21 protein-coding genes are annotated in these 24,709 nt (G+C 70.2%); 6 read left to right on the top strand and 15 right to left on the bottom strand.

The features are described from left to right. Nucleotides 1-12 precede the first annotated feature (12 nt). From HDA40_RS28830 to HDA40_RS28805, 6 genes are all read right to left on the bottom strand, one after another. Nucleotides 13-1,092 carry a histidine phosphatase family protein gene (locus tag HDA40_RS28830; protein ID WP_253760945.1) on the bottom strand — a complete coding sequence of 360 codons (1,080 nt, stop codon included), beginning with the start codon at nucleotides 1,090-1,092 and terminating at the stop codon, nucleotides 13-15. Then, complete coding sequence (locus tag HDA40_RS28825; protein ID WP_253760944.1) at nucleotides 1,089-1,829, bottom strand: zinc ribbon domain-containing protein; 741 nt, start codon at nucleotides 1,827-1,829, stop codon at nucleotides 1,089-1,091. Before HDA40_RS28825 ends, HDA40_RS28830 begins: the two co-directional genes overlap by 4 nt. Nucleotides 1,830-1,921: 92 nt before the next feature. Beyond that, a complete protein-coding gene (locus tag HDA40_RS28820) occupies nucleotides 1,922-2,716 on the bottom strand; it encodes a Nif3-like dinuclear metal center hexameric protein (protein WP_372503191.1) in 795 nt (264 codons plus the stop codon). Between the two features lie 163 nt (nucleotides 2,717-2,879). After that, nucleotides 2,880-3,881, bottom strand: coding sequence for a type I glyceraldehyde-3-phosphate dehydrogenase (locus tag HDA40_RS42235; protein WP_253760942.1), 1,002 nt, complete (start codon nucleotides 3,879-3,881; stop codon nucleotides 2,880-2,882). Between the two features lie 78 nt (nucleotides 3,882-3,959). Next, nucleotides 3,960-4,499 carry a flavoprotein gene (locus tag HDA40_RS28810; RefSeq protein WP_253760941.1) on the bottom strand — a complete coding sequence of 180 codons (540 nt, stop codon included), beginning with the start codon at nucleotides 4,497-4,499 and terminating at the stop codon, nucleotides 3,960-3,962. Continuing rightward, nucleotides 4,496-5,725 (bottom strand): helix-turn-helix domain-containing protein, encoded by a 1,230-nt coding sequence (locus HDA40_RS28805; protein ID WP_253760940.1) that lies wholly within the window; start codon nucleotides 5,723-5,725, stop codon nucleotides 4,496-4,498. The genes HDA40_RS28810 and HDA40_RS28805 overlap by 4 nt, the downstream gene beginning before the upstream one ends. A gap of 270 nt (nucleotides 5,726-5,995) precedes the next feature. Between HDA40_RS28805 and HDA40_RS28800 the strand changes: the two genes are divergently transcribed. Then, entirely contained in the window at nucleotides 5,996-6,718 is a 723-nt protein-coding gene (locus tag HDA40_RS28800; RefSeq protein WP_253760939.1) for a bifunctional DNA primase/polymerase, read from the top strand. A 163-nt stretch (nucleotides 6,719-6,881) separates the two neighbouring features. On the opposite strand, the gene HDA40_RS41665 is transcribed toward HDA40_RS28800, so the two are convergent. The 3 genes from HDA40_RS41665 to HDA40_RS28790 form a co-directional block, all read right to left on the bottom strand. Then, complete coding sequence (locus tag HDA40_RS41665; protein ID WP_275978324.1) at nucleotides 6,882-7,010, bottom strand: hypothetical protein; 129 nt, start codon at nucleotides 7,008-7,010, stop codon at nucleotides 6,882-6,884. A gap of 99 nt (nucleotides 7,011-7,109) precedes the next feature. Further along, nucleotides 7,110-8,195: a branched-chain amino acid aminotransferase gene (locus tag HDA40_RS28795; RefSeq protein WP_253760938.1), complete on the bottom strand. Its 1,086-nt coding sequence runs from the start codon at nucleotides 8,193-8,195 to the stop codon at nucleotides 7,110-7,112. 162 nt (nucleotides 8,196-8,357) lie between these two features. After that, entirely contained in the window at nucleotides 8,358-9,404 is a 1,047-nt protein-coding gene (locus HDA40_RS28790) for a 3-isopropylmalate dehydrogenase (RefSeq protein ID WP_253760937.1), read from the bottom strand. Nucleotides 9,405-9,522: 118 nt separating this feature from the next. Here HDA40_RS28790 and HDA40_RS28785 point away from each other — a divergent pair, with 118 nt between their 5' ends. After that, complete coding sequence (locus HDA40_RS28785; protein WP_253760936.1) at nucleotides 9,523-10,263, top strand: hypothetical protein; 741 nt, start codon at nucleotides 9,523-9,525, stop codon at nucleotides 10,261-10,263. After that, nucleotides 10,260-11,165 carry a hypothetical protein gene (locus tag HDA40_RS28780; protein ID WP_253760935.1) on the top strand — a complete coding sequence of 302 codons (906 nt, stop codon included), beginning with the start codon at nucleotides 10,260-10,262 and terminating at the stop codon, nucleotides 11,163-11,165. Before HDA40_RS28785 ends, HDA40_RS28780 begins: the two co-directional genes overlap by 4 nt. A gap of 306 nt (nucleotides 11,166-11,471) precedes the next feature. On the opposite strand, the gene serA is transcribed toward HDA40_RS28780, so the two are convergent. From serA to HDA40_RS28750, 6 genes are all read right to left on the bottom strand, one after another. Beyond that, nucleotides 11,472-13,070, bottom strand: coding sequence for a phosphoglycerate dehydrogenase (serA, locus tag HDA40_RS28775; RefSeq protein WP_253760934.1), 1,599 nt, complete (start codon nucleotides 13,068-13,070; stop codon nucleotides 11,472-11,474). Nucleotides 13,071-13,335: 265 nt separating this feature from the next. Continuing rightward, nucleotides 13,336-14,625, bottom strand: coding sequence for a mannosyl-3-phosphoglycerate synthase (gene mpgS, locus HDA40_RS28770; RefSeq protein ID WP_253760933.1), 1,290 nt, complete (start codon nucleotides 14,623-14,625; stop codon nucleotides 13,336-13,338). A 182-nt stretch (nucleotides 14,626-14,807) separates the two neighbouring features. Further along, a complete protein-coding gene (ilvC, locus tag HDA40_RS28765) occupies nucleotides 14,808-15,818 on the bottom strand; it encodes a ketol-acid reductoisomerase (protein ID WP_253760932.1) in 1,011 nt (336 codons plus the stop codon). Between the two features lie 96 nt (nucleotides 15,819-15,914). Further along, a complete protein-coding gene (gene ilvN / locus HDA40_RS28760) occupies nucleotides 15,915-16,436 on the bottom strand; it encodes an acetolactate synthase small subunit (RefSeq protein WP_253760931.1) in 522 nt (173 codons plus the stop codon). Next, a complete protein-coding gene (locus HDA40_RS28755) occupies nucleotides 16,436-18,256 on the bottom strand; it encodes an acetolactate synthase large subunit (protein WP_253760930.1) in 1,821 nt (606 codons plus the stop codon). The genes ilvN and HDA40_RS28755 overlap by 1 nt, the downstream gene beginning before the upstream one ends. A 143-nt stretch (nucleotides 18,257-18,399) precedes the next feature. Then, nucleotides 18,400-20,733, bottom strand: a complete 2,334-nt coding sequence (locus tag HDA40_RS28750; protein ID WP_253760929.1) for a putative bifunctional diguanylate cyclase/phosphodiesterase — start codon at nucleotides 20,731-20,733, stop codon at nucleotides 18,400-18,402. Between the two features lie 152 nt (nucleotides 20,734-20,885). Between HDA40_RS28750 and ilvD the strand changes: the two genes are divergently transcribed. The 3 genes from ilvD (at nucleotide 20,886) to HDA40_RS28735 (ending at nucleotide 24,690) form a co-directional block, all read left to right on the top strand. Continuing rightward, entirely contained in the window at nucleotides 20,886-22,733 is a 1,848-nt protein-coding gene (ilvD, locus tag HDA40_RS28745; RefSeq protein ID WP_253760928.1) for a dihydroxy-acid dehydratase, read from the top strand. A gap of 83 nt (nucleotides 22,734-22,816) precedes the next feature. Continuing rightward, entirely contained in the window at nucleotides 22,817-23,401 is a 585-nt protein-coding gene (locus HDA40_RS28740; protein WP_253760927.1) for a thioredoxin family protein, read from the top strand. A gap of 71 nt (nucleotides 23,402-23,472) precedes the next feature. Next, nucleotides 23,473-24,690 carry a bifunctional glycosyltransferase family 2/GtrA family protein gene (locus HDA40_RS28735; RefSeq protein ID WP_253760926.1) on the top strand — a complete coding sequence of 406 codons (1,218 nt, stop codon included), beginning with the start codon at nucleotides 23,473-23,475 and terminating at the stop codon, nucleotides 24,688-24,690. Nucleotides 24,691-24,709 lie beyond the last annotated feature (19 nt).

The following is a 24,709-nucleotide window of genomic DNA, read 5'->3' as shown; positions in this document are numbered from 1 at the left end:
AGTGAATCATGCCTACCTGGACGGCAGGTGACCGGTCTCGTTCACCGAACGCACCGCGACGCCGCCATCGGGATAGAGGTCCACGACGCTGATCCCGGCCGGGTCCAGATAGAGCCGATAGAGGAAGGCGTCCCCGGCGGCGAGGGCATCCCGGAGGATCAGCTTGATGGGTGACACATGCGAGACGACGGCCACCGTGTGCCCGGCGTGCTGCTGGCGAATCTGGGCGATCGCCCGGCGTACCCGCTGGGCCACTCGCTGGAAGGACTCCCCGCCGGGCGGTGCGACCGCGGTGGACTTCAGCCACGCCTGCATCGCCGCCGGATCCCGCTCCCGGGCCTCGGCGAACGTCAGCGCCTCCCACTGCCCGAAGTCGACCTCGATCAGGTCCGGCATGACCTCGACCGGCAACTCCGCGTCAGCCATCTCCGCGATGTATCCGGCGGTCTGCGTACACCTCTGGAGGGGAGAGGAGACCACAGCCGACAGCGGGCCGAGGGACTTGAGCCGCTCGGCGGCCGCCCGGGCCTGGGCCTCGCCCACCGGCGCGAGCGGGACGTCACCGCGGCCGCTGTAGCGCTTCTCGGCGGTGAGCGGAGTCTCGCCGTGGCGGACGAGGATGAGCCGCGTGGGCGGGTCCTCGCGGGGCTCCCAGCTCTGCTCGGTGGCCGCCTCGGTCAGTTCGGCCTGGGTCGCCGCGTCCATCGCCTCGTTGGCGAGCCGGTCGGCGTGCTGGTTGCGTTCGCGCGGAATCCACTGGTAGCGCACGGACGCGAAGCCGCGGACGAGATCGGCCGCCTTGGCCGCGAGCGGACGCAGCCCCGGGTGCTTGATCTGCCACCGGCCGGCCATCTGCTCGATGACGAGCTTGCTGTCCATCCGGACGTCGACCTCGGTCGCGCCCACCTCGGCCGCGGCCGTCAACCCGGCGATGAGGCCGGCGTACTCGGCCGCGTTGTTGGTCGCGATCCCCAGCGACTCGGACCGTTCCGCGAGCACCGCTCCGGTCCCGGCGTCCCGGACGACCGCGCCGAAGCCCGCCGGGCCGGGATTGCCCCGCGACCCGCCGTCGGCCTCGACGACGACCTTCACAGCCCGCTCTCGCTGGTCCGCACCATGATCCGGCGGCACTCCTCGCACCGGACCACCTCGTCCGCCGGGGCCGACTTGACCCGTACGCGGTCCGCCCCGGCCAGCTCGATCCGGCAGCCGCCGCAGCGACCGTGCTGGACGAGCGCCGCGCCGAGCCCGCCGGACACCTCGCGGATCTTGTCGTACAGCGTGACCAGCTCAGCCGGGAGATCGGCGGCGAGCGGCTTGCGGGCGCCCGCCTTCCACTCCGCCTCCTTGGTGATCTCGGCCAGCGCCTCGTCCCGCCTCGTCTCGGTCGCCTCGCGGTCCACCCGCGCCTGGGCGAGCCGCTGCTCGATCCCGTCCAGCGTGCCCTGTGCCTGGTCCCGGCGTTCCATCAGCTCGATCTCGACATCCTCGAGATCCGACTGGCGGCGCTTCAACGCGGTGATCTCGTGCTCGATCGCGGTCAGCTCCCGCGCCGGCAGCCGGCCGTCGTCGAGCCGCTGCTGATCCTTGGTCAGCCGCTGGCGTACGGTGTCGACCTCACGCTCCTGCTTGGCGATGTCCCGATCAAGGTCGTCGACATCCACCTGGGCGCGTACGCGCTCGTCGGACTGGGACGAGATCTCCCGGGCCAGCCGATCCAGCTCGGCCAGCTCCGGCAGGGTCTTGCGCCGGTGCGCGAGCTGGGCCAGCGTCGTGTCGATCGCCTGCAGGTCGAGCAGGCGCCGCTGGTCTTCCGGGTCGGCCTTCATACGTTCCCTCTCCCCTACCTGCCCTGTTTTGTCCCGCCGATCATGAACTTATCGCCACGATCGACCGGTGTGTCGCGTCCCGGGCACCCTGATCAACCCCGTTGCTCCCTGATCAATTCTCCGCCGGGGGCGTACAGGTTCCACGGGTCGGTCCGGATCTGGGAGACGATCGTCTCAATACCGAAGCGATTCCGCAGCAACTCCGCCACCCGCGGCAGCCACGGCCACTCGGTCGCCCAGTGGGCCGCCTCGATGATCGCCGGGCCGCCCGAGGCGATGTGCTCGCTCGCGTAGTGGTGCTTCACGTCGGAGGTGACGACAGCGTCCGCACCCGTGACGGCCACGTCCGCGAGGTGCTCCGCGCCTGATCCCGAGCTGACGGCGAGGCGGCTGATCATCCGGTCGGGATCGCCGGCGGCGCGTACGCCCCAGGCGGTCACCGGCAGCACCTCGGCCGCCTTCTTCGTCAGCTCACGCAGCGGCAGCGGCGTCGGCAGGGTGCCCACGCGGCCGATGCCCTCGGGCGTCATCAGCTCCCGGTCGGTCAGCCCGAACAGGTCGGCCAGCGCCTCGTTCACCCCGTCCGGCGCGACGTCGGCATTGGTGTGCGCGACATGCAACGCGACGCCGCCGCGGATCAGGTCGTGCACGATGCGACCGGCGTACGTGGTCGGCGCGACCGAGGAGACGCCCCGGAACAGCAGCGGATGATGCGACACGATCAGCTGTACGCCCAGGTCGAGCGCCTGCCGGGCGGTCTCCGGCACGACGTCGACGACGCAGAGCACGCGCTCGACGCGGGCCGTCGGCTCACCGAGCACCAGACCGACCCGGTCCCAGCTCGCGGCGGTCGCCGGCGGGTACCACGCGTCCAGCGCGGCGATCACCTCGCCGACCGTCGGCTTCTCGGCCGTCGCCTTCTCGGCCGTCGCCGCTCCGGCCGGATCAGGGTTCTGGATCGAATCTTGGCCCAAGATTCGACCGGAAACCGTGATCTCGCGGTCGGCGGCGTCGCTCAGCGACCCGTTGTCGGGGCTCATTCGGCAGACGCTACCCGAGCAGGCCGGTGACGTCGGCCAGGCGGTGGGCGAAACCCCACTCGTTGTCGTACCAGGCCACGACCTTCACCGTGTCGCCGACGACAGTGGTGAACTGCCCGTCGACGATGCTCGACTCGGCCGCCCCGACGATGTCGGAGGAGACCACCGGTTCCTCGGTGTAGCCGAGCACGCCCTTGAAGTGCCCGGCCGCAGCCGCGGCGAGCGCGGCGTTGACAGCTTCCGCCGCAGGCGCGTGCGGCATGCGTACGACGAGGTCGGCGAGGCAGCCGATGATCGCGGGCACCCGGACGTGCAGCCCGTCGAGGCGACCGGCTAGCTCCGGGACGGCCACGCCCATCGCGTGCAGGCTGCCCGGCTTGAGCGGCACCGGGATCAGGTTGGCCGCCGCCGCCCGGCCCATCCGCGGGTTCCAGTGCGGCGAGTCCAGCAGCGCGCTCTTCGTCGCGTCGTACGCGTGGACGGTGGTGAGCGTGCCTTCCTTCAACTCGCCGAGGTTGCGCAGGACGGCGAGGATCGGCACGACGGCGCTGCTGGTGCAGCAGGCGGGCGACACGATCCGGTGACGATCGCGGTCGAGCCCCTCCTCGTTGACTCCCATCAGGACGGTCGCGTCAGCGTCCACTGTGGCCGTCGAGATCAGCACCCGCTTCGCGCCGGCGCGCAGATGGGCGGCCGCGAGGTTGGCCGAGAAGAACTGGCCGGTCGCCTCCAGGACGACGTCGACGCCGAGATCACCCCACGGCACCCGGCCGGGCTCCGCCTCCTGGTACACCGCGACGGGCATGCCGTCGACCGTGATCGCGTTCGGCGTACTCGTGATGTCGGCCGGGAGCCGGCCACGCACCGAGTCGTATTTCATGAGGTAGGCCAGGTTGGCGGCGGGGGCGATGTCGTTGATCGCGACCACGTCCAGCTCGGGCCGGGACAGGCTCACCCGCCAGAAGGTTCGCCCGATGCGGCCCATGCCGTTGATGCCGACCCTGACCGCCACCCGATCGTCCCCCTTGGAGTCGCCGACGGAGCGTTAACGCTCAGCGACCCCACAGTATCCGAGAGGGTTCGGGGCAGACTAGGCCACATCGAGGCGTTTGCGGATCTCGCTCAGCGCGAGGTCCCACGGCATCGCCTCGAAATGCGCGTCGCCCTCGCCGGGCCGGAACGTCGGCAGGATGTCCTGCCCCCAGAGGACGGTCACCCCCCAGCCCCGTAGCCGTTCGAGTGACTCCACGAACGCCGGGTGGCCGGCCATCCCGGAGTTCGTGAAGGGTACGGCGACGATCGGCAGGCCACGGCCGAGTCCTTCGCAGAGCAGACCGAGCGCGAGCGTGTCGGCGATGCCGGCCGCCCATTTGGCGATCGTGTTGGCGGTCGCGGGCGCGACGATCATCGCGTCGGCGGCCGGGAGCAGATCCGGTTCGCCGGGGTTCTTGAAGGTGCTGCGGACGGCGTACCCGGTCTGCTCGGCGATCGCGGGAACGTCGATGAACTTGCGGCCGTCGGGGGTCGCGACGACGCAGACCTGCCAGCCGATCTCCTGTGCGCTCGTGACGAGGCGTGCCACGTCCCGCGCGGCGGGCGAGCCGCACGTGACTACATATAGGACGGTCAAACGCCGACTCCCATGTGCTCGGCCAGTTCCGCGATGGGCGCCGACGGGGTGCCCTTGGTTCGCCGGAGGACGTCCGAGAGTACCTCGTGCGCGATGGGACGGCAGCGGATCTCGGCCGCCGCGAGCCGATCGCCCTCCAGCAACATCTCTCCCGCCCGGTCGACGTCGCCGACCTGGGCGAACCCGCGGGCCATGTCGAGGAAGTGATGCGCCCGGCGCTCCGGCATCAGCGTCGTGAACGACGACGCCGGGATGCTCTGCTCGTGCACGTTGACCGCGAGGCCGCCCTCGCCGATCTCGACGCTGGCCGCGGCCCGGTGCAGCAGCACGTTCGTCGGCCCGAAGCAGCTCCAGTAATGGTTCTGGTCCTCGCCGACCGCTGCGCCCGCGTCGGCCGCGCCGTCGAGCAGGTCGCGCATCGTCGCGCTGTCACCGATCCGGGCCGCTGCCATGGCACCCTGAAGGAGCAGCATGCCGTACACGGAAAGCTGTTCGGGTGACGAGTCGCCGGTCCCGGGGGCGAGCCGGTTCGCCACGTTGACGTTGATCTCCAACGCCGGGCGCGCCCGGCCGAGGGCGAGCAGCGCCGAGCCCACGCGATAGGTCGCGGTGCCGGCCAGCAACGGATCTCCGGCGCGCTGCGCCACTGCGATCGACCGGTCGGCGGCCAGCCAGGCCAGCTCCAATTCGCCGAGCTTGCGCAGCACCGACGAGGAGATCTGGTAGACCTGCCCGAGCAGTTTCGCGACGTCGGTCGCTTGATCGGTCGCCGCGTACGCCGTGTCGGCGGCCTGCGCGTCCCGCAGCAACTTCGGCAGACTCCGCGCCAGTACGCCGTATCGCGCGTGCTGGAAGGTCAGCCAGGCGTGGTTCACCGCCTTGTGCATCTCCGGGACGGGCGGCGGTTCGCCGGCCGGGCTGAAGAACGCGCTGAACGCGTCGTAACGCTCCAACGCGGCACGGATCTCGGCGACCTCGACGGCGTCGACACAGTTGACCGACTCCGGTTTGCGCTCAGGTTCCTTGCCCAGCAACAGTTGCACGTCGACCTGAAGCACATCGGCGATCTCGTAGACCACGGAGAACTTGTCCAGCCGGCGTACGCCGCGCTCGACTTTGTCGACCCAACTCTTGGACTTGCCTAGGCGGTCGGCGAAGACCTGCTGGGACATCTTCCGGCGGTTGCGCCAGTAGGCGACCCGTCGTCCTATCGGCAGCTCGTCCACGTGCTCGACCTCCCCGGGGCTAGTCGCACACCATGTGCGCTGAGGTTACCGCTCTCGCTCGTAATTTTCGATGCAAGTTGCACAAGCTGTTGCCTGGTCCAACGAGATGTACGCCGTACCGGTGACGCCGTACCGCACAGTGATGTTCGGCAATGCGGCAACTTCGGAAACACCAGGTGGAAGCGCAGCAGGTCAACGGATAGGGGGTACGACGAGATGCATTGGGCCATCGACAGATGGGTGTCCCACTTCCGACTTCGGCGAGCCGCGATGCGCTTCGCGGAACAGGACTGGACCGTCACGCCGGGGGCTTGGCTCGAACCCGCGGGCGACGAGGCGCCGTCTCGATTCGAATGTGGACGGCCGGGGTGCGTCACCAGTTCGTGCCACCCGGCACTGGCCCATTGGGACTCCGACGCCACCACCGATCCGGCGCAGGTCGAGGAATGGTGGCAGGACGCGCCGTACTCGCTGCTCCTGGCCACCGGCCACGGGATCGAGGTCATCGAGGTTCCGGCACTGCTGGGCGCGCGCGCCGTCTGCGGTCCGGTCACCGGGCCCGGCCGGCCGTCGGTCACCGGCGCACTGCGGGGACCCGTCGCGGTCACTCCACAGGACCGGTGGATGTTCTTCGTGCGTACCGAAGGGGAGGCGGCACGGCTGTGCCCGGAGCTGTCGAGCCGCGAGGACGTCCTGTGCCACGCCACGGATTCCTGGGTCCCCCTGCCGCCGACCCGGTTGCGAAGCGGTCCCGTCCGCTGGGAGGTGTCGCCGGACGACGTCGGCTGGCGCCTGCCGACCAGCGACCAGGCGCAGCAGGCGCTCCTCGCGGCGATGGTGGCGCTGGACGCGTCGCTGCTGGACTCCCGGCACAGCCGGACGATCACGCCCGCGCCGCCCGCCCCTGCGGCGACGGTGTATCCCATGACGTTGCGGAGATCCGCACGGTCTACAACGGACGCATCCATGGAAGTTCTACGCCGGGCCGCCTGAACGTCCGCGATACCCTGCACAATGTCCGATTGCTGGGGGTGTGCCAGTGTCCGGCCACGTCTGCTGTCGTTGGTCGGGGTATCGAAGGAGTTTGACATGGCACACCACAGCACTCCCGCAAACCTAGGACGCCCCGGCACCGACGTCGACACCCTTACCGGGGTCACCCGTTCGATGAGCTGGGCCGGAACCCGTCCGGCCGGGTCACGCCCGGTCGGCTCCCGCCCGGCGGGCGCGCGGCCGACGTCGTCGCGGCCGCCGCGTCGCTGACGGCCGACTCCCTGTCGCCCATCGAGCGCACCTAGCGAGCCCACCGCTCGTCCTGGGTGCCTGGCGAAAACAGATCAGGGATACGCGTGCTTTCGGCGTATCCCTGAAATGCGGGTGAGACTCAGAGGAGGCGAGACGTCCAGCCATAGGGGTCCGCAGCCCGGCCCCACTGGATGTCCAGGATGCGCTTGCGCAGCGAGTCGGTGACCGGGCCGGTGCCGCCGTCGGCGATGGTGAAGTCCCCCGCCTCGGACCGGATGGTCCCGATCGGCGTGACCACCGCGGCCGTGCCGCAGGCGAACGACTCGACCACCCGGCCGCTGAGCGCGCCCTCGCGCCACTCGTCCATGCTGATCGGCCGCTCCTCGATGGCGCGGCCGTCGGCCCGGGCCAGCGTCATGAGCGAGTCACGCGTGATGCCCGGCAGGATGGTGCCGGTCAGCGGCGGCGTCACGAGCGTGCCGTCGTCGAGGACCAGGAAGACGTTCATGCCGCCCAGCTCGTCCACGTACTTGCGCTCCACCGCGTCCAGGAAGACGACCTGGTCGCAGCCCTTCTCGGCGGCCTCGACCATCGGCGCGAGCGAGGCCGCGTAGTTGCCGCCGCACTTGGCCGCGCCGGTGCCGCCGGGCGCGGCGCGGGTGTACTCACTGGAGACCCACAGCGAGACCGGCTTGACGCCACCGGTGAAGTACGCGCCGACCGGCGAGGCGATCACGCAGAAGATGTACTCCTTGGCCGGCCGCACGCCGAGGAACACCTCGCTGGCGATCTGGAACGGCCGCAGGTAGAGGCTGGCCTCCTCGGTGCCCGGGATCCAGTCGCGGTCGATCGTGACGAGCTCGCGGATCGCGCCGAGGAACAGCTCCGGCGGCAACGGCGCCATCGCCATCCGCTGGGCCGAGTCGACGAAGCGCGCGGCGTTGGCGTCCGCCCGGAACAGGCTCACCCCGCCGTCGGCGAGCTGATATGCCTTCAGCCCCTCGAAGATCTCCTGCGCGTAATGGAGCACCGCCGTCGCGGGATCGAGCGGGAGGGGTCCACGCGCCTCGACACGCGCGTCGTACCAGCCCTTGCCCTCCGCGTACTTGATGGTCACCATGTGGTCCGTGAATACCCGGCCGAAACCGGGGTTGGCCAGGAGCGCCTCGCGCTCCGCCCGCGCGACCGGGTGGGGGTTGGGGTGGATCTCGAACTGGTCTCCCATGGCGGCGTGCCCTCCATCTGATGCCACTGGGGTGACGAGGCCGCGCTGCGGGCGTCACCGTGGTCTGGCTGAAACTTACCTCTAACGGTCGTTCAACTGCAGACCCGGGCTGTGCCGGACAACGGGAGAAAGCTCGCGCCCGGCCACGGCCGGGCCGTGGTGCTACTGCGCGCCTACTACGGCGCCGCCGGATACGAACTGGGCGACACGGTCGCCGACCTCGGCGGTCACGACCGCGGCGCCGTTACGCTGCGTGAGCTCCGCCGCCACCGCGTCATTGATCTTCTGCGCCGCCTCGGGGTGGCCGAGGTGGTCCAGGCACAGACCCACCGACAGAATCGCGGCCACCGGGTCCGCGACGCCCTTGCCCGCGATGTCCGGTGCGGATCCGTGCACCGGCTCGAACATCGACGGGTACGCCGAAAGCGGGTTGATGCAGCCGCTGGCCGCCAGGCCGATGCCACCCGTCACCGCAGCGGCGATGTCGGTCAGGATGTCGCCGAACAGGTTGTCCGTCACGATCACGTCATAGCGCTGCGGGTTCGTCACCATGAACATCGAAGCCGCGTCGACGTGCTGGTACTCGGTCGCGATGTCCGGGTACTCCGCCTTGACCGCGTCGAACGTCCGCGCCCAGAGTCCGCCGGCGTGGCTCAGCACGTTCGTCTTGTGCACCATGGTGACCTTGTGGCGCTCGCGCCGGGTCGCCCGCTCGAACGCGTCGCGGATGACGCGCTCGACACCGTGCCGGGTGTTGAGGCTCTCCTCGGTCGCCACCTCGGCCGGCGTCCCGCGGTGCATGGTGCCGCCCGCGCCGGTGTAGAGACCCTCGGTGCCCTCCCGGACCACGACGAAGTCGATCTCGCCCGGCTTCACCCCGGCCAGCGGACCGGCGGTGCCCGGCCACAGCCGGCTCGGGCGCAGGTTGACGTACTGGTCGAAGTCGAACCGGAGCTTCAGCAGCAGCCCGCGCTCCAGGACGCCCGGCGGTACGCTGGGGTCACCGACCGCGCCGAGCAGGATCGCGTCGTGCTGGGCCAGTTCCTCCTGGACGCTGGCGGGCAGCACCTCGCCGGTCCGGTGGTATCGTGCCGCGCCGAGGTCGTATTCGGTGGTCTCGACGGAAGGCAGCAAGGTGCGCAGCACCTTGAGTCCCTCGGCGACCACCTCGGTCCCGATGCCGTCACCAGCCACGACTGCGATGCGCACGACGTCTCCACTCCGTTGGGTACGCTCGACTGTACGGCCACCGTCCTACGAAGCGGTACTCGCGTCCCACTTTCTGGTACGCCCCCCGCACGTGGCGAGCAGCCCTCACAATTGCGAGATGCAGTCGTCGCTCACCCCCGACGAAGCTGTACGCGCCTACCGGACGTTGGAGCGTCGCGGTTCCATCGTCGCGGCCGGCGCGATGGCCTGCCTCGTCTTCCTGTGGTGGTTGGAAGCTCCGCCCTTGCTGGCGGTGCCCGGGGTCGCGCTGGTGTTCGGCGGCCTCGTCATCACGGTGAAACGCCAATCCGCCCTACCCCGTGCAGTCGAGGCGTTGCATTCGCTGAGCGCCGCCGGCCATGTGCCACCGGATCGCCGCGACGTGCGTACGCGCTGGTGGCATCTGGACAACACATTCCCGCTGATCGTGCTGGTCTATTGCGTGGTGTACACCTACGCCGACGGACGCGGCCTAGTCGTCCTGGCCAACGTGCTCATCGTCGCTGCCCTGCCCTTCTTCGTCGCGGTGGAGGCGTACTCCAGCCCGTTCATGCCCCGGCTGCCCGGGGTGGCGCTCCGGCTGACGCCGGACGGCGTCGAACTGCCGAAGGCCCGGATCACGCTCCGCTGGCCGGAGATCGCCGCGATCTGGCCGATCCCCGACTCGGACACCCACCACCTGGGGCTGGCCCTGCACCTCGCCGATCCGGAAGCCAGCCTGGTCAGCCGCCGGATGCGGCGCGCCGCCGCCCGCAACGGGGGCTGCGTCTTCCTCCGGGCCGGCTGGCTTCAGGCTCCCCTGGTGGAACTGCTCCAGACGGCCCACGCGTACAAGAGGGCATCGGTGGAGGGCAGATGACGCTGCGCTGGCGGGACCTTCCGCGTACGACGCGGAGGGAGATCCAGCAGCTAGCGGAAAGCGGGTATCCGCACCCGGACCCGGCGATCCAGCGGGCGGCGGCGAACTGGGGAGCCCGCGCCCGCCGCCTCATGGTCTGGATGTCCCCGTACATGGCGCTGGCCCTGTTGCCCACGTTCCTGCCGCGCTCGATCCGGTACGACTCCTCCGCCGGAGTCGATCTCCTCATCCTCGCCTGGTACCTGTCCTTCCTGGTCGTCATGGTGACCTGGGCGTTCTGGTACGGCTTCAGCGGACGCAACATCGAGCAGGTCGAGCGCGTGAACACCGAGGCGCTGATCAACGCGATACACCGGCCGTCGAGCGAACCGTTCGTCGCCCATCGACGACTGTTCCTTCCCGGCTTCGATCTCGCCCCCGTCACGTGGGGCGCCTTCACCGTCGCCATGACGGTGTTCCTGCTCCATGGCGTCGACGAGGTCGTGGCCGAGGACGCGCCCGCCGTGCTGACCGCACTCGCGCCCTGGGCCAAGGGCACCGTGGTGGCGTTCGGAATCTGCCTCGGCGGGATTCATGTCGCGGCGGCCGCGATCACCCCACGGGGACGAGGCGCACTCGTCGCTATGGACGCCGACGGCGTGACCATCCCACACCTCGGGCTGACCTTCGGCTGGGCCGAAGTGGAACGGGTCGACTTCGGCCACGGGATGTCGCTCTCGTTCCGGCTTCGGGATGCGGACGGCGTATTGGGCCGGGCGCGGCCGAAGCCGTGGCGGCGCTGGCAGGCTCGCCATCTTCAGGGTGCGCTGGCCATCCCGGCGATCCAGTTCCGGGAGCCGATCGGCGAGGTCGTGGCCAGGGCTCGTGCGCTGCATTCGGCGACCTACGCCGCCGCTCGCTAGCTCTCACCCGCCGCAGCGGGCTGCAGGCACTTGATCTCGATGCGGCAAGTTGATCAGTCCCATGCGGGATCGATCAGGGCGCTCGGGACGCGACACGCCGGTCGATCACGACCATAGGTTCATGATCGCGCGGAAGGGGGTGGGCGCGGGGCCAACTGGGGGTGGGTGCGCCGATGGCCGGGACGCGGCAATCGTCCCGGCCATCGGTTTTGAGCACATGCGGGTCGCGTCACCCGAAGACGGACCCGAAGTCCACTGGGGACTTCAGCAGGTTAACGGGCATCGCAACGCAAAGCAAGCATCCGGTCACTCTTCGGTGAGGTCAACCGCCGCCGCCGCAGTCGCGCCGATCGACGCGGCCGCCTGCTGGAGCAGCTCGGCACCGATTCCACTGTCGACCGTCAGGGTCATCAGCGCCTCACCGCCGGCCGCCCGCCGGGAGACCTGCATCGAGGCGATGTTGACCCCGGCCTGGCCGAGGAAGGTGCCGATCGTGCCGACGATGCCGGGGCGGTCGGCGTACCGGAAGAAGAGGAGCACGCCCTCGGCGTCCAGCTCCAGGTCGAAGTCGTCGACCGCGGTCAGCTTCACCTGGTCGCGGAAGCCGTTCGACACCACCGTGCCCGAGACGGTGACGACGCGACCGTTCGGCTTCGCTCCGCGTACCGTCACGAGATTCTTGTGGCCCACGACCTCGGCCGAGGTGACCAGCTCGACCTCGACGCCGCGGTCCGCCGCGAGCAGCGGCGCGTTGACGTAGGTGACCTGCTCCTCGACGACGGCGCCGAAGAGGCCCTTGGTCGCGGCGAGCTTGAGGACCGACACGTCGTTGGCGATGATCTCGCCGCGGACGTCGACCGTCACGCTGGCGGCGACTCCGCCGGCGACGGCGGTGAAGACCTTGCCGAGCTTCTCGGCGAGCGGCAGCAGCGGGCGGACCGCCTCGGCCACGACCCCGCCGGCCTGGACGTTGACGGCGTCCGGCACGAACTCGCCCTGGAGCGCGAGCTTCACGCTCTTGGCGACGGCCAGGCCCGCCTTGTCCTGCGCCTCGGCGGTGGACGCGCCCAGGTGCGGGACGGCCACGACGTTGTCGAAGGCGAACAGCGGCGAGTCGGTGCACGGCTCCTTGGCGAAGACGTCCAGGCCCACGCCGGCGACCCGACCGTCGGCGACCGCGTCGGCCAGGGCGGCCTCGTCGATCAGCCCACCGCGGGCGGCGTTGACGATGCGTACGCCGGGCTTGACCATCTTGAGCTCGTTGACGCCGATGAGGCCGAGCGTCTCCGGGGTCTTCGGCAGGTGGACCGAGATGAAGTCGGACTCGCGGAGCAGCTCCTCCAGGCCGACCAGGCGGACGCCGAGCTGAGCGGCGCGGGCCGGCTGGACGTAGGGGTCGTACGCGATGAGCCGGGTACCGAACGCGGCCATCCGCTGCGCGAAAAGCACGCCGATCCGGCCGAGGCCGACGACGCCGACCGTCTTGCCCTGGATCTCGACGCCGGTGAACTTCGAGCGCTTCCACTCGCCCTTCTTGAGCGAGGCGCTCGCGACGGCGGTGTGCCGGGCGACGGCGAGCAACAGCGCGACGGCCTGCTCGGCGGCGGAGACGATGTTGGAGGTCGGCGCGTTGACCACCATGACGCCTCGGGCGGTGGCGGCGGCGGAGTCGACATTGTCCAGGCCGACACCGGCACGGGCCACGACCTTGAGCCGGGAACCGGCGGCGATCGCCTCGGCGTCGATCTTGGTGGCGCTTCGGACGATCACGGCGTCGGCTTCGGCGAGCGCGGCGAGCAGGGCCGGGCGGTCGGTGCCGTCGACGTGCCGGACGTCGAAGTCGTGGGCGAGGACGTCGAGGGCCGCAGGAGCGAGCTCTTCGGCGATGAGAACGACGGGAGTCACTGTTGCCTCACGGGATTCTTGTGATCCAGGCCGGACGGGCCAGGGCAGAAAAGAGAAACCGGCCCGCGACATGACGTGTGCTGGTGGCACGCCGCAGACGGCCGCTCCGTGGTGGGGAGGACCGCCGGAACGCAACGCCGCGCTCGGGCTCTACCAGGCGAATCGTACGGCTTATGGGGCATCCGGCGCTGGGCTGGCACGGCGTGACGGTCATCACGTCACCCCGTCCGGGACGCTATCGGGCGCGTCCCGGGCGGGCAACGGCCTATGCGAGCACCGATGTCTCCCGAACCGTGTCGTGCACGACACCCCGCTCGATCGGCACGACCGTGCGCGGTGTCACAGCGGTCACCTTGTGACCGAACTGACGGAACGACGTCGCCTCACCGGCGAGCACGTCGTAGAGGCGATCCAGGGCGAGGGTGCCGACCGGCGGGTAGACGCGTTCCCGCAGCGGCTCCTGACCGGGCTCCAGCGCCCCCTGCAGGATCAGGAAATCCAAGATCTCCGTACGCAGGGAGGGCGGGCAGACCGGGGAGTGGTAGAGCACGTTGAGCGCCTGGAAGCGCATCGACTGGACGTGCTCGTCGCCCTTGTTGTCGTGGAAATGCGGATTGCACGTGCCGATCTGCAACATCGGTACGCCCACCTCGGGCGGGACCGGTGACGCGTCCGGCAGCACCCCGCCGAACTGTTCGAACAGTTCGACGAATTGGAACGGCTCGACGGCGAACCCGCCGGCCATCCGCATCCGCAGGCCGAGCTCCAGGCTGAGCGCGTGCTCACCGGCGTTGCCGGTGACGATCGCGTCGGTGCCGAATCCGGAGTACTCGGCGAGCAGCCGATTGAGGAAGTCGTTGGTGACTTCCGACGTCCGCCCGCGCTTGCTGAAGAACAGCCGCCCGTCGCGGACCTTCGGCTTGGAGTCCCACGCGATGCGGACCATCGAGTAAGGACTGTCGGCCAACGCGAGACCGGCCGCGTAGACCTTGCAGTACTCGTGGACCGACCCGGGGACGTAGTTGTCGGCGTCCACGTAACCGATGTAGCGACGCCCGCTCATGGCGGCCAGCGCCATGGCGAGGATCATCGCTTCACCCTTGCCTCGGCGTACGCCGCCTTCGGACTCGTCGACGATCTCGGGCATGCCCGCCGCCTTCATCGCGGCGCCCACCCCCGGATCGCGCTGATGCACCGCCAGAGCCGGCCGGTTGGCCAACCGGCAGTACTCCTCCAGCGAGCGCAGCTCGATGTCGTACCGGTCCACGGGGGTCCGGTCACTGTTCGAGACGAGGACGATGAGGCAGTCGTGCGGGATGCCCGCCAGAACTCCCTCGATCACCCGGCGCGGCTCGTTCATGCAGGGGACGACGATGACCATGTCGCGCTCGATCCCCCGGAGCGTGTCCCGGCCGACTACCCGGGTCGAGCCGTCCCCTTGGACCCGCTCGACCTCGTTGTCGGCCGCGGAGCCATCGATCTCGACGACTCGCTGCAACGGGCTGATTCGGACGGCGCCGAACCGCTCCGTTCGGTACGAATACTCCAACCGCATGGCCGGACGATACCTGAACGGACGATAAAGCACCCACCCATGGGATTTCGGGGAGCGCCAAGTGGATGAACTCTGCGTTACGCAATACGTCAAAACGGGGCACAAAAAACGGGCCACGCTCCGGAGGATCGCCCCGGCGTGGCCCGTCCTTACCTGAAGGTTCCAGCTGTTGGCGGAAAAACTCAGGCGGTCTCGGTGATCGGCCGGTCGACCCAGCTCATCATTCCGCGCAGCTTCTTGCCGACCTCCTCGATCGGGTGGTCCGCGCCCTGCTGCTGCAGCTTGGTGAAGTTCGGGCGGCCGGCGTCGTCCTCGGCGATCCACTCGCGGGCGAACTCGCCCGACTGGATCTCACCCAGGATCTTGCGCATCTCGTCCTTGACGGCGGAGTTGATGACGCGGGGGCCGCGGGTCACGTCGCCGTACTCGGCGGTGTCCGAGACGCTGTACCGCATCCGGGCGATGCCGCCCTCGTACATGAGGTCCACGATGAGCTTCAGCTCGTGCAGGCACTCGAAGTACGCGATCTCCGGCGAGTAGCCCGCCTCGGTCAGCACCTCGAAGCCGGTCTGCACCAGGGCGGCCGTGCCGCCGCAGAGGACCGCCTGCTCGCCGAAGAGGTCGGTCTCGGTCTCCTCGGTGAAGGTGGTCTGGATGACGCCGGCGCGGGTGCCGCCGATGCCCTTGGCGTACGACAGGGCCAGGGCGAGCGCACCGCCGGTGGGGTCCTGCTCGACGGCGACCAGACACGGCACGCCCTTGCCGTCGACGTACTGACGCCGGACCAGGTGACCCGGGCCCTTCGGCGCGACCATCGCCACGTCGACGTCGGCGGGCGGCTTGATCAGGCCGTACCGGATGTTGAGGCCGTGCCCGAAGAAGAGCGCCTTGCCGGCGGTCAGGTTCGGCTCGATGGCCTCGGCGTAGATCTTCCGCTGGGCGGTGTCCGGCGCGAGGATCATGATGACGTCGGCCTCGGCCGCCGCCTCGAACGGGGTGACGACCCGCAGACCCTGCTCCTCGGCCTTGGCCCGGCTCTTCGAGCCCTCGGGCAGGCCCACCCGGACGTCGACGCCCGAGTCACGCAGCGACAACGCGTGCGCGTGTCCCTGGCTGCCGTAGCCGATCACCGCGACCTTGCGGCCGGCGATCACCGAGAGGTCGGCGTCGTCGTCGTAGAAAACCTCGGTCACTTGAACTCTTCCTTCCTGGGCAAACCTTGCTCATCCTGCCGCCGGGCCGTCACTGGCCCGTACGGTGGGACGGGATGTCTCAATATGTAGAACGGATCAGGCGGCGGATCGGAGCGCGGGCGCGGCGGTGATGGAGCGCGACCCGCGGCCGATGGCGACCCGGCCCGACTGCACCATCTCCTTGATGCCGAACGGCTCCAGGTCGCGCAGCAGCGCGTCGAGCTTCTCGGAGGTCCCGGTCGCCTCGATGGTGAGGGCGTCCGCGGCCACGTCCACGACGCGCGCCCGGAACAGCTGCACCGTCTCCAGCACCTGCGACCGGATCGGCCGATCGGCGCGGACCTTCACCAGCAGCAGCTCGCGCTGCACCGAGGCGGCCGGCTCCAGCTCCACGATCTTCAGGACGTTGATCAGCTTGTTGAGCTGCTTGGTGACCTGCTCCAGCGGCTGGGTCTCCGCGTCCACGACGATGGTGATCCGGGAGATCTCCGGGTGCTCGGTCTCCCCCACCGCGAGCGAGTCGATGTTGAACCCGCGCCGGGAGAACAGCCCCGAGACTCGGGCGAGCACGCCCGGCTTGTTCTCCACCAGAACCGACAGCGTGTGCTTCGTGGCCATCACAGGTCGTCCTCGTCGAAGATGGGGCGCACGCCCCGGGCGAACATGATCTCGTCGTTGCTGGTGCCCGCGGCCACCATCGGCCACACCATCGCATCCTTGCCGACCACGAACTCCACCACGACGGGGGCGTCGTCGATCGCCATCGCGGCCTCGATCGTCTTGTCGACGTCGGCCGCGCTCTCGCAGCGCAGCCCGATGCAGCCCAGCGCCTCGGCGAGCTTCACGAAGTCGGGGATGCGGTGCTTGTGCGTACCCAGGTCGGTGTTGGAGTAACGCTCGCCGTAGAACAGCGTCTGCCACTGCCGGACCATGCCCAGGTTGCCGTTGTTGATCACGGCGATCTTGACCGGGATGCCTTCGAGGGCACAGGTCGCCAGCTCCTGGTTAGTCATCTGGAAGCAGCCGTCGCCGTCGATCGCCCAGACCACCGTCCCGGGCCGGCCGACCTTCGCGCCCATGGCGGCGGGGACGGCGTACCCCATGGTCCCGAGGCCGCCCGAGTTCAGCCAGGTCCCCGGCTTCTCGTACTTGATGAACTGGCTGGCCCACATCTGGTGCTGGCCCACGCCCGCGACGTAGATCGCGTCGGGTCCGGCGATCGCTCCGATGCGCTCGATGACGTACTGCGGGGCGAGGGTGCCGTCGGAGGGCTCGTCATAGCCCAGCGGGTAGGTGGTCCGCATCTGGTCGAGCTGGCTCCACCACTCGGCCAGCCGCCGGCGGCTCGTCTCGTCCTGCCCGGCGAGGGCGGTCAGCAGCTCCTCGATGACGTGCTTGGCGTCGCCCACGATCGGCACGTCCACCGTGCGGTTCTTGCCGATCTCGGCGGGGTCGATGTCGGCGTGGATGATGTGCGCGTCCGGCGCGAACGTCTCCAGCTTGCCGGTCACCCGGTCGTCGAACCGCGCGCCCAGGGCGATCAGCAGGTCCGAGCGCTGGAGGGCGTACACCGCGGCGACGGTGCCATGCATGCCGGGCATGCCCAGGTGCTGCGGGTGCGAGTCGGGGAACGCACCGCGCGCCATCAGGGTGGTCACCACCGGCGCCCCGGTCAGCTCGGCCAGCTCCTTCAGCGCCTCGGTCGCCTGCGCCTTCAGCACGCCGCCGCCGACGTAGAGGACCGGGCGCTTGGCCTGCGAGATCAGCCGCGCGGCCTCCCGGATCTGCTTGCCGTGCGGGTGCAGGGTCGGCCGGTAGCCCGGCAGGTCCAGGGTCGGCGGCCAGCTGAAGGTGGTCTGGTTGGTGAGCACGTCCTTGGGGATGTCGACCAGCACCGGGCCTGGCCGGCCGGTCGCGGCCAGGTGGAATGCCTCGGCCAGGATCCGGGGGATGTCCTCGCCTTCCTGCACGAGGAAGTTGTGCTTGGTGATCGGCAGGGTGATGCCCTGGATGTCGGCCTCCTGGAAGGCGTCCGACCCGATCGAGGGCCGCGCCACCTGCCCGGTGATCGCCACGATCGGCACCGAGTCCATGTACGCGTCGGCGATCGGCGTGACGAGGTTGGTCGCGCCGGGACCGGACGTCGCGATGCAGACGCCCACCTTGCCGGTGGCCTGCGCGTAGCCGGTCGCCGCGTGTCCCGCGCCCTGCTCGTGGCGGACGAGGATGTGCCGGACGGAGGAGTCGAAGATCGGGTCGTACGCCGGGAGGATGGCGCCGCCCGGAATCCCGAACATCACCTCTACTCCGAGCGCCTCGAGCGACTTGACCAGGCTCTGCGCGCCGGTCACCTGAACGGGTGCGGGCGGCGGCGGGGTGGCCGCCGTGCGATGGGCGGCGGCCCGCTGGGCGAGCGCCTCCGGTGTGGGTCTGGTCATCTTCTGCCTCTCGGTAACCCCAACGGCCGTAACTCAAGCAACAAAAAAGCCCTCGTGCTGTATGCACGGGGCTAGCGCACTCTCGATCTTGCTGAGAGTGCGCTCAGGTAAGTACTCGGGCGACGTGCCGGGTCGACATGGCCTCAACTCTTACGCATCTCAGCCGCTGAGTCAACTTCTCCCAGCTTCTGGGACAGCGGTGTCGTCTGCGCCGGCAGCGCGGGCGGGATCACGGGCGGCACGTGGGCCGGCTGGGCCGAAGCGAGCAGCGCTTCCATGTGCTCCGCCGGCACTCCCCAGCCGAAGAGGCTGCCCTGGCCGAATCGGCAGCCGGCCCGCTCCACCGTCGCCCGCTGAGCCTTGTCGGTGATCCCCTCGGCGATGACTTCCAGCCCGAGGCGGTGCCCCATGCGTACCACCACGTCCACCATCGGGGCGGGCTGCGACTCGCGGACCCCGGTGTCCCAGACCAGGCTGTGGTCGATCTTGAGGATGTCGACAGGCAGGTGGCGCAGTTGCCCGAGCGACGAGTAGCCGGAGCCGAAGTCGTCGAGGGCGATCCGCGCGCCCATGTCGCGCAGGGCCGCGAGCCGGGCCTTCAGCTCCTCCAGGTCGGTGGCGACGGCCTGTTCGGTGACCTCGAAGACGAGCCGCGACGCCGGTACGCGATGCGACCGCAGCACGTCGGCGACGCGGGTCACATACTCCGCGGGGTGCAGTTCGCGCGGCGAGACGTTGACCGACACCCAGACGTCGTGGCCGTCGGCGAGCCACCGGGCGAGCTGGCGGCAGGCCTCGTTCAGGACCCAGGTGCCGAGCTGGACGATGAGGCCGGAGTCCTCGGCGATCGGAATGAACTCGTCGGGGTTGATCGTGCCGAGTTCGGGATGGTGCCACCGCATGAGCGCCTCGGCCCCGATCGGGCGCATCGACGGCAGGGACACCACCGGCTGGAACACCACGCGCAGTTCGTCACGCTCGATCGCGCCGCGCAGCTCGTGCTCGACCGTCGTACGCCGCCGCAGCCATTCGTCGTACTCCTGCGAGTACTCCTCGACCCGGTTCTTGCCGCGCTGCTTGGCGAACCGCAGCGCGAGATCGGCGTTGCGCATGAGCATCGGCACGCTGTCGGCCTCCTTGCAGCCGGCGAGGCCGATGCTGGCCGAGAGGTAGACCATGCCCTGACGGGCCTGATAGGGGCGGCACAGGACGCCGAGCAGCCGGTCGGCTACGAGCATCGCCTCGGTCGGGCGGGCCCACATGAGCACCGCGAACTCGTCGCCGCCGAGGCGGGCCGCCACGTCGCCGGGGCGCAGGTTGAGCCGCAGCCGCTGGCCGACCTCCACCAGGACGTCGTCGCCGACGTCGTGGCCCCGCATGTCGTTGACGTTCTTGAAGCCGTCCAGGTCGATCGCGAGCAGAGTGCAGGGCGGGCCGCCGACCGCGTCCTCGAACAGGGTCCGCAGCAGACCTCGGCGGTTGCTCAGCCCGGTCAGCGGGTCGGTGTGGGCCAGCTCCCGGAAGTGGCGCTCGCTGTCGGCCAGGCGGGTGGCGTATCGCTTCACGTCGAGGTAACCCAGCTGCTGCCGGGCGACCAGGAGCAGGCCGACGACCATGCCGGCGATGATGGTCGGCAGGTCGAGGGTGCCCTCGTTGCGCGACGCCTGGTACGTGGTCGCCACCAGGATGGCGAAGACCGGGGTCAACGCGGTGAGCAGGCCCGACGTCGGGGCGGGCAGCTCCAGTTCGGCGCGGACGTCCCGCCAGCGGGGGCGGACGGCCATCAGCCCGACGCCGAGCGGCAGCAATCCGCCGCCGACCAGGATCATCCAGGTCAAGCCGTAGCAGATGCCGGTGCCGAGCGCGGTCTCGGCGACGACGGCGAGCGCACCCCCGATGGCCGCCCGCGCGATCGGCCGCCGTGGCGGCTGCACCCGGCTCGACAGCGTCAGGGCCAGCCCGGCGGTCAGCGGAGTGAGCACGGCGGCCACGGCGATCGGTACGCAGCCGCCCCGGCTCGGCAGCGGGAACAGGGCCGAGTTCGGGTTCACGACGAACACCCAGCCGCAGATGAACAGGGCGGCTCCGATGGTCAGCCCGTCGAGGAGGTGCCTTGTGCGTACGCCCGGGGTGTCGCCGATGCCGGGCAGCCGGAGCAGCCCCCAGCCCAGGATCGGGGCGCCGACGATGGCCCCGAGCGCGATCAGCGCGCCCAGCATCATGCGTTCGTGCCGATCGTCCTGCCAGCCGTCGGCTAGGAACGCCACTGCGGCGAAGGTTGCGAGGAGCGGCCCGGCCAGGACCACCACGACCCCGACGGCAAGCAGCCGGGGGCCGCGGGAGGACCGGCCGCCGGCACGGGCCGCCCGCCACAGGGACCAGGCGCCCGGCAGCGCGACTATCGCGCTCACCGAGGCTGCGAGGACCAGCGGCCGCTCCAGCGGAGCGGCTGCCGGCAGTCCCGAGGGGAGGAGCACGATTCCACTCTGCCGTACCGAAAAGATCCTTTCCGCACCCGCTGTGCGATTCGGAGTTAACAATTCGGAGTTCACCCGACGGGTTCCCGACAGATGGACCGGGGCGGGTGCCCGGCGAGCCGTTCCGGGATCTCGGTGGCAGACTTTCCAGCATGGTTGAGCTGCGGTCGAGGACCTCCACGCACGGCCGGACTATGGCGGGCGCACGGGCGCTGTGGCGCGCCACCGGCATGACCGACGACGATTTCGGCAAGCCGATCGTCGCCATCGCCAACAGCTACACCCAGTTCGTACCGGGTCACGTCCACCTCAAGGACCTCGGCGGCCTCGTCGCCGACGCGGTGGCGGCGGCCGGCGGAGTGGGTCGCGAGTTCAACACGATCGCGGTCGACGACGGCATCGCGATGGGCCACGCGGGCATGCTCTACTCGCTGCCGAGCCGCGAGCTGATCGCCGACGCCGTGGAGTACATGGTGCAGGCGCACTGCGCCGACGCGCTGGTCTGCATCTCCAACTGCGACAAGATCACGCCGGGCATGCTGCTGGCCGCGCTGCGGCTCAACATCCCGACGGTCTTCGTCTCCGGCGGCCCGATGGAGGCCGGCAAGACGGTCGCGATCGAGGGCGTCGTCCACGAGAAACTCGACCTGATCGACGCGATGGTCGCGGCGGCCGACGACTCCGTGAGCGAGGCGGACCTGGACCGCATCGAGCGGTCGGCCTGCCCGACCTGCGGCTCCTGCTCCGGCATGTTCACCGCGAATTCGATGAACTGTCTCACCGAGGCGATCGGCCTGGCCCTGCCGGGCAACGGGTCCACGCTGGCCACCCACGCCGCCCGCAAGGAGCTGTTCGAGCGGGCCGGCAGCCTGATCGTCGACCTGTGCAAGCGCTACTACGACGGCGACGACGCCTCGGTGCTGCCCCGGGCGATCGCCACTCGCGAGGCGTTCGAGAACGCGGTCGCGCTCGACGTCGCGATGGGCGGCTCGACCAACACCGTGCTGCACCTGCTCGCCGCGGCCCGCGAGGCCGAGCTGGACTTCGGCGTCGCCGACATCGACGCCGTCTCGCGGCGGGTGCCCTGCGTGGCCAAGGTGGCGCCGAACTCGCCGAAGTACCACATGGAAGACGTCCACCGGGCCGGCGGCATCCCCGCCATCCTCGGTGAACTCGACCGCGGCGGGATGCTGCACCGCGACGTCCACTCCGTGCACTCCCCCGACCTGACGTCGTGGCTGGCCGAGTGGGACATCCGCAGCGGGTCTACCAGCGACGCGGCCATAGAGCTGTTCCACGCCGCTCCGGGCGGAGTGCGTACGACTGAGCCGTTCTCCACGCAGAACCGGTGGGCGACGCTGGACACCGACGCGGCGGGCGGCTGCATCCGCTCGGTCGAGCACGCGTACACCGCCGACGGCGGGCTCGCCGTGCTCCACGGCAACCTCGCCGAGGACGGCTGCGTGGTCAAGACGGCGGGCGTGCCCGAGGAGGTCTGGCGCTTCAGCGGACCGGCGAAGGTGTTCGAGTCCCAGGACGACGCGGTCACCGGCATCCTCGCCGGCCAGATCGTCCCCGGCGACGTCGTGGTCATCCGCTACGAGGGACCCAAGGGCGGGCCGGGCATGCAGGAGATGCTCTACCCGACCTCCTTCCTCAAGGGGCGGGGCCTCGGCAAGAGCTGCGCGCTGATCACCGACGGCCGGTTCTCCGGCGGCACCAGCGGGCTGTCGATCGGGCACATCTCGCCCGAGGCGGCCGGCGGCGGTCTCATCGCGCTCGTCGAGCCCGGCGACATCATCAGCATCGACATCCCGGCGCGCAGCCTCGTCCTGGAGGTGCCGCAGGACGTCCTCGACGCCCGGCGCGTCGCCCAGGACAAGCGCGATCGGCCCTACACGCCGGTCGACCGGGTCCGGCCGATCAGCGCGGCGCTGCGGGCGTACGCGTCGATGACGACCAGCGCCAGCGACGGGGCGTACCGCCGCGTCCCCGACTGACCCGACTCCTTCCCGGACGCCGGTCGTCCCATCCTGAGGGTTGGGGCGGCCGGCGTTCACATGAGCGGGATACGTTGGGGCGTATGGCCGTCAACTCCTTCATGGTGGAACTGGGCACCCCCGCGCCCGCCTTCACCCTGCCCTCCGCCGCGACCGGCGAGCCCGTCTCCCTGGACGACTACCGGGAGTCCCCGGCGCTGCTCGTGGCGTTCCTGTCCAACCACTGCCCGTACGTGCGGCACATCGAGGCGGCGCTCGGCGAGCTGACCACCCGATACGCCAAGCTCGGCCTCGCCACGGTGGCGATCAGCGCCAACGACGTCGAGAACTATCCGGACGACGCGCCGGCCAAACTCGTGGAGCAGACCGAGCGGGCCGGGTTCGGATTCGCGTACCTGCACGACGAGAGCCAGCAGGTCGCGACCGCCTACCGGGCCGCGTGCACCCCGGACCTGTTCCTTTACGGGCCAGCTGACGCCGAGGGGCGGCGGCCGCTGGCGTACCGGGGGCAGTTCGACGACTCCCGGCCCAAGAGCGGTGCGACCGCCACCGGAGAGTCGCTGGCGGCGGCGGTCGACGCGGTGCTCGCGGGCGAGACCGTGGCCGAACCGCACTGGCCCAGCACGGGCTGCTCGATCAAGTGGAAGCCCGGCAACGAGCCCGCCTGACCTCCCGACTCACAGGTGACGTCCAGGCCGGGCCGATCCGCCGCTGACCCGGCCCGGCCAACCTGGACGTCATGACAGCGCCGACCCTTTCACCCGGTCTCGTGCACCCCGCCGGCCAGCGGGAACTCGTCCTGGACGTGGTCATCCCGGTCTACAACGAGGAGGCCGACCTCGGGCCGAGCGTCCGGCGGCTGCACGCGTACCTCACTCAGCACCTGCCCTACACCTTCCGGATCACGATCGCCGACAACGCCTCCGTCGACGAGACACCGCTGGTCGCCGCCAGTCTCGCGGCCACCCTCTCGCACACCCGAGTGGTACGCCTGGAGCAGAAGGGCCGAGGCCGCGCCCTGCGGCACGTCTGGTCCAGCTCCGATGCCGCCGTGCTGGCGTACATGGATGTGGACCTGTCCACCGACCTGGCGGCGCTGCTGCCGCTGATCGCGCCGTTGATCACGGGCCACTCCGACCTCGCGATCGGCAGCCGGCTGGCCCGGCAGTCCCGCGTGGTGCGCGGAGCCAAACGGGAGGTGATCTCCCGGGGCTACAACCTGCTGCTGCGCGGCACACTGGCCGCGTCGTTCTCCGACGCCCAATGCGGGTTCAAGGCCATCCGGGCCGACGTCGCGCGGGAGTTGCTGCCGCTCGTCGAGGACACCGGCTGGTTCTTCGACACCGAACTGCTCGTCCTGGCGCAGAACGCCGGGATGCGCATCCACGAGGTGCCGGTCGACTGGGTCGACGATCCGGACAGCCGGGTCGACATCGTCGCGACCATCAAGGCCGACCTGCGCGGGATCGCTCGGGTCGGGCGCAACCTGCTGACCGGCGCGCTGCCCTTGGCACAGTTGCGCGAACGGCTCGGCCGGGGCCGCCAGGACGCCGAGACCACCCTGCTCGGGCAGCTCATCCGGTTCGGCGGCGTCGGGGTCGCCAGCACGTTGGCGTACCTGCTGCTGTATGCGGGGTTCGCGTCGGCGCTGGGCGCACAGGGCGCCAATCTGCTCGCGCTGCTGATCACGGCGGTGGCGAATACCGCGGCGAACCGGCGGCTGACCTTCGGCGTACGCGGATCGGCGGACGCGCTGCGGCACCAAGCCCAGGGCCTGCTGATCTTCGGGCTGGGGCTGGTCCTCACCAGCGGGTCGCTCGCGTTGCTCCACGCGGTCACCGGTACGCCCGCCCGCCCGGCCGAGATGGTGGTCCTCATCGGCGCGAACCTGCTCGCGACGCTCCTCCGGTTCGTCCTGCTCCGCGCCTGGGTTTTCCGCCCTACCGCACAAGCATGATCATCGCGCCAGCCATGCG

It is taken from the genome of Hamadaea flava, assembly GCF_024172085.1.
Lineage (GTDB): Bacteria > Actinomycetota > Actinomycetes > Mycobacteriales > Micromonosporaceae > Hamadaea > Hamadaea flava.
This window is presented reverse-complemented; position numbering and strand designations above follow the sequence as displayed.